10 protein-coding genes and 1 other RNA gene are annotated in these 15633 nt (G+C 59.9%); 5 read left to right on the top strand and 6 right to left on the bottom strand.

Annotated features, from left to right (window positions below; translation table 11 throughout):
• Positions 1–166: 166 nt before the first annotated feature.
• The 5 genes from metG to GY33_RS0114675 form a co-directional block, all read right to left on the bottom strand.
• Complete coding sequence (metG, locus tag GY33_RS0114695) at positions 167–2143, bottom strand: methionine--tRNA ligase (protein ID WP_031388061.1); 1977 nt, start codon at positions 2141–2143, stop codon at positions 167–169.
• Between the two features lie 109 nt (positions 2144–2252).
• Positions 2253–3659: a regulatory iron-sulfur-containing complex subunit RicT gene (ricT, locus tag GY33_RS19325; RefSeq protein WP_035272389.1), complete on the bottom strand. Its 1407-nt coding sequence runs from the start codon at positions 3657–3659 to the stop codon at positions 2253–2255.
• 13 nt (positions 3660–3672) lie between these two features.
• Complete coding sequence (gene alaS, locus GY33_RS0114685) at positions 3673–6312, bottom strand: alanine--tRNA ligase (protein ID WP_031388059.1); 2640 nt, start codon at positions 6310–6312, stop codon at positions 3673–3675.
• 42 nt (positions 6313–6354) lie between these two features.
• Positions 6355–7425, bottom strand: a complete 1071-nt coding sequence (gene recA, locus GY33_RS0114680) for a recombinase RecA (protein WP_031388058.1) — start codon at positions 7423–7425, stop codon at positions 6355–6357.
• A 131-nt stretch (positions 7426–7556) separates the two neighbouring features.
• Complete coding sequence (locus GY33_RS0114675; protein ID WP_031388057.1) at positions 7557–8543, bottom strand: Solitary outer membrane autotransporter beta-barrel domain; 987 nt, start codon at positions 8541–8543, stop codon at positions 7557–7559.
• 371 nt (positions 8544–8914) lie between these two features.
• On the opposite strand from GY33_RS0114675, the gene GY33_RS0114670 reads away from it, so the two are divergent.
• The 4 genes from GY33_RS0114670 (at position 8915) to GY33_RS0114655 (ending at position 12589) form a co-directional block, all read left to right on the top strand.
• The gene (locus tag GY33_RS0114670; protein ID WP_031388056.1) at positions 8915–9601 is read left to right on the top strand and encodes a response regulator; all 687 of its coding nucleotides are present in this window, start codon (positions 8915–8917) and stop codon (positions 9599–9601) included.
• 20 nt (positions 9602–9621) lie between these two features.
• The gene (gene phoU, locus GY33_RS0114665; RefSeq protein ID WP_031388055.1) at positions 9622–10281 is read left to right on the top strand and encodes a phosphate signaling complex protein PhoU; all 660 of its coding nucleotides are present in this window, start codon (positions 9622–9624) and stop codon (positions 10279–10281) included.
• Positions 10282–10318: 37 nt separating this feature from the next.
• Positions 10319–10987, top strand: coding sequence for a phosphate signaling complex protein PhoU (gene phoU, locus GY33_RS0114660; RefSeq protein ID WP_031388054.1), 669 nt, complete (start codon positions 10319–10321; stop codon positions 10985–10987).
• A 63-nt stretch (positions 10988–11050) separates the two neighbouring features.
• Positions 11051–12589 carry a CCA tRNA nucleotidyltransferase gene (locus GY33_RS0114655; RefSeq protein ID WP_084185199.1) on the top strand — a complete coding sequence of 513 codons (1539 nt, stop codon included), beginning with the start codon at positions 11051–11053 and terminating at the stop codon, positions 12587–12589.
• Positions 12590–12811: 222 nt separating this feature from the next.
• Here GY33_RS0114655 and ssrA read toward each other — a convergent pair.
• Positions 12812–13170: a transfer-messenger RNA gene (ssrA, locus tag GY33_RS20635) on the bottom strand.
• A gap of 257 nt (positions 13171–13427) precedes the next feature.
• Here ssrA and GY33_RS0114650 point away from each other — a divergent pair.
• On the top strand, positions 13428–15626 hold the full coding sequence (locus GY33_RS0114650) for an SLC26A/SulP transporter family protein (RefSeq protein ID WP_161788482.1): 2199 nt from the start codon (positions 13428–13430) through the stop codon (positions 15624–15626).
• Positions 15627–15633 lie beyond the last annotated feature (7 nt).

Raw genomic sequence — 15633 nt, 5'->3', positions numbered from 1 at the left:
TCGAAAAGCCAAAAAGACCTGGATTCCGGCCTTCGCCGGAATGACTGAATGCAGGTAGAGCCTCCTCGTAAAGTCACCCCGGCGCAGGCCGGGGTCCAGACGAAGCTGCTCGGGCTTATTGAGCAATTGCGGTCTTTCTTCTGATCAGTTCTCGGAAACCAACAGCCTACGAAACCTTGCTGCCCGGCGGTACGGCGTCCGATGGGGCCAGCAGGCGCAGCCCCTCGGGGGCGTGGACGGCCAGGACCATGCCCTGGGACAGGGCACCCCGCAGTTTGCGGGGTTTGAGGTTGGCCACCACCACGACCTGACGGCCGACAAGGTTGTCCGGGGACCAGTGCTGGGCGATACCGGCCACGATGCTCCGCGGCTCGTCTTCCCCGATATCCACGTACAAATGGAGCAGCTTGTCCGCCCCCTGCACCGGTTCGGCCGAGACCACCGTGCCCACCCGCAGATCCAGACGCTGAAAATCGGCGAATTCCAGCAGTTCACCTGCGTCGCCTTGCTGCTGATCTGTTTTCGCTTCCTTCTTCCCGCGATCCATTTTTTCTGCTTGGCCCCGTGGAGCGGGCTTGGCCTGCTTGTCTTCAGACTTCTCGGCCTTCGATGTTTCCAGGCGGGGAAAAAGGCTGGAGGACGCGGCCACTTCGGTTCCTGGTTCCAGACCGCCCCACCGCAAGGTCTCGTCGGCCAGGTGCGGCCAGCGTTCCGCGTCCACATGCTGGCCGAGCTGGGCCAGCATGGCCTCGCTTTCCTCAGGCATCACCGGCCACAAATGCACGGCAACCTTGCGCATGCCTTCCAGCAGGGTATACATCACCGTGCCCAACAGGTCGGTCTGCTCCTGCTTAAACAGGGCCCAGGGCTGGGAGGCGTCCACGTACTTGTTCAACGCCCGGACCAGGACCCACAGGGACTCCAGCCCCGTGGAAAACTGGAAGCGGTGAAACTGGGCCTGGAAATTCTCCAGGCATTCCGAGGCCAAAACGTGCAGATCCTCCTCTTCCGGGCGGATCTTTCCGGGCGCGGGAATCCGGCCCTGAAAGTATTTGTGGGTCATGCTCAGGACCCGGCTGAACAGATTGCCCAGGTCGTTGGCCAGGTCCGCGTTGAAGCGCGTGCGCAACGCATCTTCCGAAACATTGGCGTCCTGGCCGAACTGCATCTCCCGGAGCAGGAAATAGCGAAACGGACCGCGTCCGTACTTTTCCGCGAAATCCAACGGTTCCACCACGTTGCCCAGGCTCTTGCTCATCTTGGTGTCCTGGACCAGCCAGTAGCCGTGAACGTTCAAATGACGATACAGCGGCAGGCCCGCGGACAGCAGCATGCAGGGCCAGAACACGGCATGGGGCTTGAGGATGTCCTTGGCCACCAAATGCTGGGCCTGGGGCCAAAAAGCGGCGAATCGCTCCCCGTCCGGCCATTCCAGCGCCGTAATGTAGTTCAGCAGGGCGTCGAACCAGACGTAGGTCACGTATTCCGGGTCAAAGGGCAGCTCGATGCCCCAGGACAGGCGACTCTTGGGCCGGGAGATGCACAGGTCGCCCAGATCCTCCCGAAGCAGCCCCAGGACTTCGTTGCGGTAGCGTTCCGGCCGGATGAAGTCCGGATTGGCTTCGATATGTTCGCGTAGCGGTCCGAGGTACTTGGACATCCGAAAGAAATAATTCTTTTCCTGAATGTATTCCGGCGCGGTGAGGTGATCCGGACAAAGCCCATCACGCAGTTCCTTCTCCGTATAGAATCGTTCGCAGCCGAAGCAATAATGCCCGCCATATTCACCGTGATAAATGTCTCCCTGGTCGTAAATGCGCTGCAAAAAACGCTGCACCCGCTCAACATGCCGGGGCTGGGTGGTCCGGATGAAATCGTCGTAGCCGTAGCCCAAAGCGTCCCACAGACCTTGAAACTGGGCACTGACCGTGTCCACGTACTCCCGGGGGGACACACCCCGTGCCTCCGCGGCCCGGACGATCTTATCCCCGTGCTCGTCCGTGCCGGTCAGAAAAAACGTCCTGCGTCCCATTAATTTCTGGAAGCGGATCATGGAGTCGGCCACGGCCGTGGTATAGGCGTGCCCCAGATGGGGCTTGGCGTTGACGTAATAAATGGGCGTTGAAAGAAAAAAGGGTTGCAAGGGGATACCTCCGAAGGCGGATGTCAGGAGTCAGTATTCAGGAGCCAGGAATCAGAAGCCAGGAGCGTCTCCAAGGACGCGAAACTTTCTCGCGGTTGATGCGGCGGCCTCAGCTCTGCTCCTTGGGGGGACCGGATTGTTTCTTGGGCTTGCGTCGCGACGAGCGTGAACGGCGTTTGGACTTGCCCGGCGTGGCGGGGATGGTCTCGCCCTTGGGAGAATCAGCCACGGCAGGCTCTTTTTTTGCGGGCTTTGAATCGGAAGGCCGCGACGCATCCGGTCGAGACTTTCCCTTGCGCCCGGAGCGTTTGTTCTTTTTTCGGGACGGCCCAGGGGATGGACGGTTCACTTCCGGACTCGCCTGGGGAGCTTCGACCTGGTGAGCGGTGGCATCCGCCGTTACGGGTTCAGAAGCCGCAACGGGCCGGGACACCACTCGCGGCGGTTCAACGCCGGCCCCTTCCGGCCTCTCGGTCCGAGGCCCAGACTCGCGGCGCTCCGGCTCCCCTCTCTCCCTGGGCGGGGAAATGAGACGTTTCCATTCCTCCAGATCCACTTCCCTTTCTCCACCGGGCTCCATGAAAACAGACACGGTACGGCGGAAATAATTGGCCCGGATCACCTTGGCCGTTCCCAAGGAGGTAGGGAAGCGTTTGCCCACCTTCGGACATTGATTCAAAAATTCGTCGTAATTGGGCTGCTCGTAGCTCAGACAGCACAACAGGCGGTTGCAAACCCCGGAAATCTTGGCCGGATTCAGGAACAAATTCTGTTCCTTGGCCATTTTGATGGTCGAGGGGGCGAACTGCCGCAAAAAGCGCTGACAGCAGACCAACTGTCCGCAATTGCCCAGGCCGCCGAGCATCTGGGTTTCATGGCGAGCCCCGATCTGGCGCAATTCGATCCGGGTGCGATAGGAGCGGACCAAGTCTTTGACCAGTTCCCGAAAATCGATCCGGTTGGGCGCTGTGAAGTAGAAGACCATCTTGCTGCCGTCGAACAGCACTTCCACGTCCACCAGCTTCATGTCCAGGCCGCGCTCCCCGATGCACTCCCGGCAGTAGGCAAAGGCATTGCGAGCCAATTCCCGGTTTTCCCGATCCCGGATCAGATCCTCTTCCGTGGCCGGACGAAAAATGGACGGCATGCCGCTGTTTTCGGTGGAACCCGCAACCCGGTCGCATTCGGCTTCCTTATCTGAAGCACCGCCCAAAATACTGTCGGCAGCAGTGTCCGAAACCCCTTCCGAGGCACTTTCCACGTCAGCTTCAACCTCGCCGCCCACTTCATCATTTTGGTCGCTCAAATTCTCGCGGGCCTCGACATCCTCCGGCGCGAGCCGTTCCGGCCCGTCTTCGCTCCCAACCAGGGGCGTAATCCGTTCAACCTTGCCCATATGCAGCTCGCCCTGCACTTGGACCAGGACATGATCGCCCTGAGAGACCACATAGGGCTCGGAGCGGAACTGAAGCAGGCGATTTCCGGAGGTGACGCGGACAGAAAGGATGTTGCTCATTGAGATGCCCAGATCAACCGGCGATCAAGTGTCGGACGCGTTCTAAAACTTGAGGAATGCCACCAGGATCGTTGCCGCCGGCCTGAGCCATGTCCGGCCGCCCCCCACCGCTGCCGCCCACCAGGGGCGCCAATTCCTTGACCAGACTGGAGGCCGTGAACCGGGAGTGCAGGTCCTTGCTCACCGCCACGATGAGCATGGCCTTGCCGTCGGCCTGGGCCGTCAGGACAATCACCCCGGAAGCGATCTTGGAGCGCAAATCGTCCATTATCTCCCGCATCGCCTTAACGTCCTTGACTTCCACGGCCGTGGCCAAAAGCGCGACCCCGGCCACGTCTTCGACCTGGGCCGCCAGGTCCGCGCCCTGGCCGGAACGTAGTTGCCCTTCCAGGGCTTCCTTCTGTTTGACCAAATCCCGGTGTTGGGCCAACAGGTTCTGAATCTTTCCGGACAAGTCCGCCGGAACGGCCTTGAGCAGCCCCGCGGCTTCCCGAAGCAATGCGGACTGGCCGCGCCAGTGTTCCAGAGCCTTGGTCCCGGCCAAGGCTTCAATTCGACGCACCCCGGCGGCGATCCCGGATTCGGAGAGGATCACGAAGCTGCCGGCCTGGCCCGTGGAGCGCAGATGGGTTCCGCCGCACAGTTCCGTGGAAATTCCGGGCACGCTGACCACCCGGACCTCCTTGCCGTACTTTTCACCAAAAAAGGCCAACGCCCCGCGCTGCTGGGCTTCCTCCGGCGTGGTCACGACCACGTCCAGAGGAATGTCGTCCAGGATGGCCCGGTTCACCTCGTCCTCCACGGCCCGCAATTCCTCGGGGGTCAGGGCCATGGTATGGGTGAAGTCGAACCGCAGCACTTCCGGGGAAACGAAAGAACCGGCCTGGCGGACATGCTCGCCCAGGACCTTGCGCAGAGCGGCCTGGAGCAAATGGGTGCAGGTGTGGTGTCGGGCGGTGTCCAGGCGGGTCGCTTCAGTGACCAAAAGGTCAACTTCCTGGTCCAGATAAAGCTCGCCTTCGCGCACGGCGATCCGCTGGACGGCCAAATCCTGGCCGAGCTTGACGACGTCCGTGACCTCGGCCATGCCGCTTGCCGAACGCACGTGGCCATGATCCCCCACCTGACCGCCGGAAGCCGCGTAAAAGGGCGTCGCCGCGGTCACCAGCCACCCCTCAGCACCGTCCGTCAGCTTCTCCACGCTCTCGCCGCCAATGTCGGTCAGGGCCGTGATCCGACTTCGGGCCGCGACATCGTCGTAGCCCACGAACCGGGTAGTCAGGCCGGCTTCCAACAGGTGACCGAACAGCACGGTCGGGTCGTTCTCCCCGCTGCCTTTCCAGGCCTTTTTGGCCCGCTGTTTCTGCTCGGCCATGCACTCCCGGAACCCAGCCTCGTCCACGTCGTAGCCTTGCTTCCCGGCAACGTCGTGGACAATGTCCAGGGGAAAGCCGAAGGTGTCGTACAGCTTGAAGATGGTCTCTCCGCAAACCCGGCGCTCGCCCCGGCCCGTCAGGGCTTCCAGTTCCTCGGCCAGCAGCTTCAGCCCCTTGTCCAGGGTCTGCCCGAACCGCTCCTCTTCCTGCCTTACCACCCGACCCATGAAGGTCCGGTTTTCCAGAAGCTCGGGGAAGGTTCCGCCCATCATGGCGCAGACATGGTCGCAGACCTTGTGCAGAAACGGTCCCTCCAGACCCAGCAGCCGCCCGAAGCGGAAGGCCCGGCGAATCAGGCGGCGCAGGACATAGCCGCGCCCTTCATTGGAAGGCACGATCCCGTCGGCCACCAGGAAGGCCACGGACCGGCCATGGTCCGCGATCACGCGCATGGCCGTGTCCCCATCCTCCGTTGCGCCGTAGTTCTTTCCGGACAGTTCGGAAATCTGGGCGATCAGCGGGGTGAACAGGTCGGAATCGAAGTTGGAGTACACACCCTGACAGACCGCGCTGATCCGCTCCAGGCCCATGCCGGTGTCGATGCTCGGCTTGGGCAAAGGGTGCATGGTCCCGGAGGCGTCGCGCTCGTACTGCATGAAAACCAGATTCCAGATCTCCAGATACCGGTCGCAGTCGCATTTGCCGATGCCGCAGTCCGGTCCGCAGGACATGGCCTCGCCCTGGTCGATGAGAATTTCGGAACACGGACCGCACGGCCCGGTGTCGCCCATGGACCAAAAGTTGTCCTTCTCATCCAGCCGGAAAATCCGCTCTCCGGGCACCTTCGCCACCCGTTTCCAGATCTCCTCGGCCTCGTCGTCCTCTCGGAACACCGTGACGTACAGCCGTTTCTTGGGCAGTCCCAGTTCCTCGGTCAAAAACCGCCAGGCAAAGTCCACGGCTTCGGTCTTGAAGTAGTCGCCAAAGGAAAAATTGCCGAGCATTTCGAAAAACGTATGGTGCCGAGCCGTGCGCCCGACGTTTTCCAGGTCGTTATGCTTGCCGCCCACGCGCAGGCATTTTTGGGAACTGACCGCCCGAAGGGAATCGCGCTTCTCCTGGCCCAGAAAGGCCTTCTTGAACTGGACCATGCCCGCGTTGGTGAACAGCAGCGAAGGGTCTTCCCGGGGCACCAAGGAGGAACTGGCCACGATCTCATGGCCGTTGCGGGAAAAAAAGTCCAAAAAGCGTTGACGGATGGATTCAGCGGTGATCACGTTTGGGTGCTCCTGAGATGGTGATGCCGGGGGATGGAATGTTTATGGGGCTTCCGGGGCGTTCTGCTCCGCCGGCGAATCCGGCGCGCCGGCCTCCTCGGTCATGCCCAGATGACGCAAAAGCTGGTCTTCAATGGATTGGCGCAAATCCTGATTTTCTTGCAGGAAGGCCCGGACGTTCTCGTAGCCCTGTCCCAGGCGCTCGGAGCCGAAGGAGAACCAGGACCCGCTCTTGTCAACGATCTTGTGCTCCACGCCCAATTCCAGAATCTCCCCTTCCCGGGAAATGCCAGTACCGTACATGATGTCGAACACGGCCTCCCGAAACGGAGGAGCCACCTTGTTCTTGACCACCTTGACCCGGGCCTTGATGCCGACGGACTCGTCCTTGTCCTTGATGGTCTGGATGCGGCGGATATCCAGGCGGATCGAGGCGTAAAACTTCAAGGCGTTGCCGCCGGGAGTGGTTTCCGGACTGCCGTAGCCCACCACCCCGATCTTCATCCGGATCTGGTTGATGAACAGAACCGAGGTCTTGGACTTGTGGATGGTCGCGGTGAGCTTGCGCAGGGCGTGGGACATCAGCCGAGCCTGGGAGCCGACCTGGGTCTCGCCCATGTTGCCTTCCAATTCGGACTGAGGAATCAACGCCGCCACGGAGTCGATGACGATCAAATCCACTCCGCCGGAGCGGACCAGCATGTCCGCGATGTCCAGGGCCTGTTCGCCGTAGTCCGGCTGGGAGATCAGCAGTTCGTCGGTCTTGACGCCCAAACGACGGGCATAGGTCACGTCCAGGGCGTGCTCCGCGTCGATGAACGCGCACACCCCGCCCAGCTTCTGGGCTTCGGCGATCATGTGCAGGGCCAGAGTGGTTTTACCCGAAGACTCCGGTCCGTAAATTTCAGTCACCCGACCGCGTGGAATCCCGCCGATGCCCAAGGCCAGATCCAGGCCGATGGAGCCCGAGGGAATGGCCTCAATGGCCTGATGCGCGTCGTCGGACAGGCGCATCACCGAGCCCTGGCCGTATTTGCGTTCGATCGTCGTCAGCGCGGTCTGCAACGCCTCCCGGCGGGCGTCTTGCGGCTCAACAGCGGGTTTGCGGGCCATGATCATCTCCTTGGCGTGCCGTAAGATTAGACAAACTAAAAGTTGATAAGAATAGCAAAAGTCCACTTGATGAGCAACCGAGCGCTCTTCGAGGATTAGCCTCTGCCATCCGGGACAGCAGACCCGCTGGATCAGATAAAATTGATTCCAAACTTCCAGCCGCGCATGCCTTCTCCGGTGATGTACGACCCGCCCAGTGATATGCGGGAAAACAGATTGCCGAAATCGCCCACGTTGAGAATGAACCCCAGGCCGAATTCGTAGAAGTGGTGCATCTCCATCCCTTCACTGAAATCAGCGAACAAATCCGTCCGGGTCAGAAAGGGCTTGATCGCCAAATCCTTGTCCCAGAGGGTCAGGCCGGTGGGAAGCTCATAATCGAGAGTGGTTCCCAGAAAGCCGCTGTGGACGGTAAAGTCGGCATACTTGCTTTTCGAGCGCCAGGGCTTGGCGTACACATAGGCATACTGAAGATCAAAACCCAAAATCCCCGGCCCCAACGGATAATCGATTTCGTGTCGGAGACCGGGGCTGATGGAGTACAGATCAACGGTTGTGTTGAAAAGGTCACGGTCCAGAGAGGGATATTGCGCCACCAGTTCCCGCATAAAGCGGGTATTGTAGTCGTATTTGTATTGGATGTGGCTGTACGCGAAACCGAGAGTGGGTTCGATGAAAAAACCGGGCAGGTATTCCCATTTCACGCCCGGAGTCAGGCTGATGCTGTGGGTCCGGCTGCGATCTCGATCCTTGACGTCCCGGTCTTCGGGAAAAAGAGCCGAAGATTGATAGGAAATGGAAGTTCGTGCGTAGCCGTAGGAGAATTTCAAAAATGGTCGGGTCCGGCTTTCCGGGGGAGCAAAGTAGTACCTCAGCGGCACCTTGACCACATCCATCTTGAAGTCGTCCCCGGCTTCGCCGTCAAAAACAAACCCTCCCTGGGTGACGCCGGTTTGCGAAGTGAAAGAAACGAATATCGAACTGGTGATCTTGAAGTAGTCCTGACTGAAACCGCGCAAATACGCTTCCTCTTCCGGAGAAAGACTTTCCGTCGCGCCAACCATGGCAGCCGCCAGGAGCAACATCACCAGGGAGATGAGAGCACAAAGACGTTTCATGAAGCCTGCCCTCCAGTCATATTCAGCGTTATAGCGGATGAGTCCATTGGACTGCGCGGACGACATTCCCGAGCGATCCCTTCTTTAGCCCCGAAGCAACTGATTGCAAATAGAAACCCCAGACAACCTGCTATTGCAACACTACCTCTCGTCGAAGCATTTCGCAACAATTTCTCATGCTTTCACCTTCCGTGACCAAATCATAAATAGCAGGTTGCAAGTTGACTCCTTTCTCCGAACACGTCAGAAATAAAAAAGGGTCCGGCATGACTGCATACTTCACCCAATTGTAACAAAACCTCAACACTCTCGTCACCGAGGCCCGTTAGAATCTCTCAATTCACCATCGCCCGAAGTCAAGGACCAAGCGCATGAGCCAGGAAAAAATCCTCATTGTCGAAGATGAAGCGGATATCCTCAACCTGTTGGAATACCATCTCCGATCCGCGGGGTATGAGGTTTTCTCCACGACCAGCGGCATGGAGGCCTTGCAAATGGTCCGCCACCACCAGCCGGACTTGGTTTTGCTCGACTTGATGTTGCCAGGCCTGGACGGCTTCGAGGTCTGCCGGGAACTGAAGCGGGACCGGACCACCAGCGAGGTGGCCGTGATCATGCTCACGGCCAAGGGAGAGGAAGTGGATAAAGTCGTGGGGCTGGAACTAGGGGCCGATGATTACGTCACCAAACCGTTCAGCCCCAGGGAACTCGTCCTACGGGTCAAAGCCGTACTGCGGCGAGGCAGACACGACGACGCGCCGAATGAAAGCTTTTGGGAACGCGAAGGCTTGCGCATCGAAGAAGACGGACACCGCGTGTACGTGGACGGCATGGACACGGATCTCACGGCCACGGAATTTAAATTGCTCGCGGAACTGATCCACAACGAAGGCAAGGTGCTCAACCGCGATCAACTCCTGAACAATGTCTGGGGCTACCAGTTCAGCGGCTATTCCAGAACCGTGGACACCCACATTCGCCGACTGCGGCAAAAACTCGGTCCCTATGCCGAGTGGGTAGAAACCATTCGCGGCGTTGGCTACCGCTTTCAGCGATAAACCGTATTTCGGAGACATTCATGACCAGTTTTTTTCTCAAGCGCCTTGATGAACTCAAGACTTCGGCCACTAACATGGCAGCCCTTTGCGAAAAGGCCCTGGAAAAGGCTCAGCGCGGGTATTTCGAACGCGACACCGCCCTGGCCAAGGAAATAATGGCCGGGGACGAACAGATCAACATGTTGGAACTGGAAGTGGACCAGAGCGCCCTGAGACTGCTGGCCCTGGACCACCCCATGGCCAAGGACCTGCGGTACATCGTCGGGACCTTGAACATCGGGCTCGACCTGGAACGGGTCGGGGACGAATCCTATAACATTGCCAGGCGCTCGCTCTTTTTAAGCAGTCGCCCTCCTCTGCCCTATTTTCCGGCCATGGAAAACCTCGGACGCACGGCCATGGAGATGCTTTCCGGAGCCATTTCCGCCTATCTGAACGACAATCCCGACCTGGCCCTGGAAATCTGCCGGATGAACGAAAAGGCCTCCACCGACGGCGTCAAAGCCATCAAGGCCCTGATCGACTACATGGTCCACGAAGCCCCGGCCATCGAACGCTGCGTCCACTCCATCTTCATCGCCCGTTCCCTGGAGCGCATCGCCGACCTGTCCACGAACATCGCCGAGTCCGTCATCTTCATCACCCAGGGCGTCAACATCAAGGCCGGCTGCCAGCGCTGAATCGCGACGATCCCAGCTATCCCCGGAGACCACACATATGCAAACCCGACTCCCTTTCCATCAAGAATTGCAACGAATGCACGACCACATTCTGGTCATGGCCGCCGCGACCCAGGAAAGCCTGGAAAAGGCCATCAAAGCGCTCACCGAGCGTGATATTGAAATTGCCGAGGAAGTGATCGACGAGGACAAGAAAATCAACCAACTGGAGTGCCAAATCAACGAGATGGCGCTCCAGATGCTCGCCCTTTCCCAGCCCGTGGCCAGGGACCTGCGCTTCATCATCGGCGGCAACTGGATCGCCAGAAACGTCGAACGGGTCGGCGATCAGGCCGTGAACATCGCGGAGCGGGCCATTCTCCTGACCAACCGCCCGCCGCTGCCCAGCGCGGAAATGCTCCTCCGCATCGCCGAGGTCAGCCTGGACATGTACAAGAGCGCCATCAAGGCCTTTCGCGGCCATGATGAAAAAATGGCCCGCTATGTCTGCGTTTCGGATGAAGAAGTGGACGAACTGGACGTGCTGATCCTGCGCAAACTCATCGACAACATGATCAGCGACACTCCTTCCGCGGAAAGCTCGGTGCACGCCATGCTGGCCTCCCACTGCTTCGAACGCGTGGCCGACCTAGCCGTGAACATTTCGGAAAACGTCATTTTCATCGACAAGGGCGAGAACATCAAACACAGTTGTCAGAAGCTCTAAACAGCGCAAAGCCGGGTTTCAGCTTTACCGCCCATTCCGGGACGTGGTAGCGATAACGCCGCCATGTCCCGAACAGCTTCTCCCCCTACTCCCCATCCGTCGCTCCAAAACCTCCTGAGCGGCCTGCAACACGCCTCGTTGCCCTCGGACGATATATTTCTCGTGGGCGGCGGGGTCCGCGACCTGCTGCTGGGTCGTTCCCTGAAGGATCTGGACCTTGCATGCCGCGACGCCCAAACCGTCGCACTTGGGCTGTCCAAGGCTCTGAACGCCTGCTTCGTGCCTCTGGGCCGAAACCACGATCCGCCGAGTTTTCGAGTGGTCCCGCGAGATGCCGACCAAACCGGAACCCAGCCCGGCTCGGTCTTTCTGGACGTCACGGAAATCCACGGGCGGAACATTCTGGAAGACCTGGGGCGGCGGGACTTCACGGTCAACGCCATGGCCCTGCCCCTCGGCCTGCTTCCAAATGCTCTGGCTTCCCCGATGAGCGAGGTTCCCGAAAGCACCGCCTGGCAACGGCAATTGCTTGATCCGCATTCGGGCCGACTGGATGCTTTCCAAGGACTGATCCGCCGCACGGGGCCGCGAAGCCTGGTCGAAGATCCGCTGCGTATCCTGCGCGGATTCCGGCTGCGCGCGCAACTGGGCTGGACCATCGAACCGGCCACTCTGGACGACATGACGCGACACGCCCAGGCCCTGGCCAGGATATCCGGAGAACGGATTCGATCCGAGCTGCAACTAATTCTGGAATGTCCGGGGGGCGGGCGGTTGTTAGCGGAGATGGACCGGGCCGGAGTGCTGGGCGTTCTGTTTCCGGAGTTGCGGGAGATGCGCGGATGCGGCCAGAACCACTTCCACCATCTGGACGTGTTCGAGCACTCCCTGGCCGCGGTGGGTCAATGTGAAGCCCTGCTCGCGGAGCTTAGCGCCGTATTTGGCGAGCTTGAAGAGCCAATCCTCGCCGCATTGCATGGCTGGCGGCTGCCCTGGCTGAAACTGGCCGTGTTGCTGCACGACATCGGCAAGCCCGGAACAAAAGGACGCCGGTCCACCAAAGAGAGCACGGAGCGGATTACCTTTTACGGCCATGACGCCCTGGGAGCGACCATGGCCGAATCCATCGCCTCCCGGCTGCGGCTGTCATCCGCGGAGAGTAAATATGTCATCGGCTTGATCCGCGAGCACCTCCACGTAGGCGTTCTGCTGCGACCGGAAGCAAAGCTCAAGGCCCGGTTGCGCTGGATGCGCCGCCTCGGCCCGGACCTGATCCCGGCAATCCTGCTCTGCCTCGCCGACGTCCGCGCCACCCTCGGTCCGGGCAGCTCGCTTCAGGAGCACCAAGCCCAGGAAGCACGAGGCGTCGCCCTGATCCGGGAATACCTGGAGCAGACCAGGACGACCTTCAATGTCGCCCCCCTGATCAACGGCCACGACCTCCTGGCCCAAGGCCTGTCCCCCGGCCCGCTCCTGGGCCGGACCCTCAGGCATCTGCAAGAAGCCCAGGATGCCGGAGAGATTACGACCAGGGAAGAGGCCGTGATACTGGCAAAACGTCTTCTTGAGCTCGAAGCCATGACGGACTCGCATGGGCTTTAGGGTAGCGACGCAGCAATTTCTGGCCTTTTTAGCGTCGAAAAGCGGGTCGCCCTCTGCCGTCTTGCCCTGCTGGTAGCAGCTCTCCATCGGGGTGTAGTTCTTTGGTACATCCTAAGCGAACAATCTTTGCCGATTTGAGACAAATCGGCTGATAATCCAGGAAAAAAAGAAAACCCACCCCCCCGCGAATGACGCGAAGTGATGGGTTGGCTTTTAGTGAAGTGGTGGAGGCGGGGGGAATCGAACCCCCGTCCGAGAACGGTCCGCCAGCGACGTCTACAGGCTTAGGACAGGTTTAAGTTCTCGCCTTGGGGAGTGCCCCTGTCCGGGCGGCCCCGCGGCCAGTTCGTCTGTGTCTCGCTTTGACTCCCGACGAACAAAGGAATCAACGCCAGCCTGAAGTGTCGTCGCTTCTATCGGCTTACCAGGCGATGGGCCGGAGAAACGCTGGCTGTCTTAAGCAGCCAGGGCGTATTCGTGATCGTTGGCAGTTGAATGCCTGCTGCGTGTTTTACGAGGCCTCGCAGCACCTCGGCCTGCAGCCGTGGTTTCATCATCCCCGTCGAAACCAGGGCGCCCCCGAAAGGGAAACTCTACTATAATGATCGTTCTGGGTTTGGCAAGAGGGCGTAAGGAAATCACAAACGAACCATGCCGATCCACGGGAGGCATCCTTGCGCAATCCCTGATTCGGGCCTAATTACACGCCATGCGGTTTTAACGAATTGATCAAGCCAGAGACCGCTTTCTTCAGCCCAAACCACTCTCCTCGTATCCAATGCCCAAAACCTCCTTATTTCCAAGTGATATCCTGACAGACCTGGGATCGCCCAAGGCCATGGCCGGCATCAGCATCGGGCTGGTCGTCAGTCTAATGGCGATCGTGATCCAAATTTCCTTCGCCGCGATGATCTTTTCCGGCCCACTGGAATTCCACGCCCAGCGCGGCATGGGGTTGACCTTGGCCGGAGGCGCGGTGCTGCTCGCGGTGACGGCCCTGTTCAGCGGTTTTCGTCCCACCGTCAACCTGCCCCAAGATGCGCCGGTGGCCATTTTTACCGGAGCGGCGGCGGGAATCGCCGCCACCTTGGGCACGGGCCACACGGAAGAGGCCTTCATCACCGTGGTGGCGGCCCTGATGCTTTCCACCCTGGCCACGGCCGCCTTTTTCTTCCTGGCCGCGAAAAAGAGGTTAGCCGATTACATCCGTTTCATGCCCTATCCGGTGGTGGCCGGATTTCTGGCCGGGACCGGATGGCTGCTGACCAAGGGGAGCCTGGAGGTGATGACCGGGGTGTCCCTGTCGTGGGACGCCCTGCCATCCTTGTTGTCCCGGGAAATCCTCCCGTTCTGGACGCCTGGAGTCGTTTACGCGGGGCTGCTTTTTTTGGGCCTGCGCCGCTGGTCCCATTTCCTGATCCTCCCCGGCTCCATGGTCGTAGCCTTGGTTCTATACCATGCGGCCCTTCCGCTTCTCGGCCTGGACATGGCCCAAGCCCGGGAGCTCGGCCTGTTTTTTTCCTCCTTCTCCTCGGCCAACATCTGGCCTCCATTCACTCCAATGGATCTGCAACACGTCCAGTGGGCCGCGCTTGCACGAGAAGTCCCCACCTTGGCCGTCATCCCGTTCATCGCCTTGCTCGGTCTGTTGTTGAACACCGGAGGCATCGAACTGGCCGCCCGTCGCGATCTGGACCTGAACCGGGAGCTGCTGGTCAACAGCGGGGGCAACGCCCTGGCCGCCCTGACCGGATCCCATGCCGGGTACAGTGCGTTGAGCCTGTCCATGCTTGGTTTCAAAACCGGCGCGGACACGCGCATCGTCGGACTGACCGCCGCGCTGGTCCTGGCCGGGACGCTCCTTTTCGGCGGACAGGTTCTTTCCATTTTTCCCAAGGCCCTTTTGGGCGGCTTCCTGCTCCTGATCGGGTTGTTCTTTATTTCCGACTGGATCGTGGATACCCGAAAACGTATGCCCCGCCCGGACTACGCAGTGGTGCTCGCCGTCTTCGCGACCATCGGTATCTTCGGCTATCCCCATGGCGTCCTGTTGGGCCTTTTGGCCACGGTGGCCCTGTTCACGGCCAAAATCAGCCGCATCCCCGCGATCGAGGCCGTCTCCAACATTTCCCGGACCCGCAGTCGCAAATCCCGTCCGATTCCTCACCAGCATTTGCTGACCGTCCATGGACGCAGCGCGCGTCTTTTCAAGCTCAACGGCTTTCTCTTTTTCGGTTCCGTGAACTCCTTGACCACGTCCGTCATGGAGGCGCTGCATGACGACTCCACGCGCTACATTCTCGTCGATTTTCAGAATGTTTCCGGATTCGACGTCTCCGCGGTCAACAACTTCGTCCGGCTGGCTCAGCGAATGTCCTCCCGAAACGTCGCGTTTCTTCTGGCCGGGCCGCCGGACCTGTTCACGGACCTGCTCAGGCAGATCGGCGGGGAGGAATTGGCCCGATCATGCAAAATCTTTCCTGACGTCAACGCGGCCTTGGAATGGTGCGAGGACGACATTATCCACTTCGCTCACGCCGCCATGACCGAACAATCGAATCAAGCCAAGCGCGACCGGGACAAACTCTTCGACACCGTGGCGGACGATCTATTGTCTGAATTGGACCGTCAGGAACGAATCGAGAGCCTGCTGGACACAATCTGGCCCTATCTCGAGCCTCGAAGCTTCTCACCGAGCCAAACGCTCCTCGGCCAAGGCGACCTTGGTCCGGGAATGATGTTCGTACGCCAAGGCGCGGTTCTGGAACGAGTTACCGATGCCTCGGGAGGCAGCAGCACGTTGCGGACCTTGGGGCCAGGCACTTTTTTCAGCGAACCCGCGGCCTACGGCCCCTGGCGTTCCTCCCACGGCTACCAAGCTGAGTCCGCTGTACAAATCGCTCTACTTACCCCGAAGGCTTTTATGGAGTTGGAGAATATCACCCCAGAAGCGGCCCGAAAAATCCATCGCTTGGTGGTCGCCGCTCTGATCGCCAACTTAAGCACGGACCTCCGGTCCACGGAATGGACTCCCTGACGCACAT

This window comes from Desulfonatronum thiodismutans (genome assembly GCF_000717475.1).
Lineage (GTDB): Bacteria > Desulfobacterota > Desulfovibrionia > Desulfovibrionales > Desulfonatronaceae > Desulfonatronum > Desulfonatronum thiodismutans.
The sequence above is the reverse complement of the archived record's forward strand: the minus strand, read 5'-3'. Positions and strand labels throughout refer to the sequence as shown.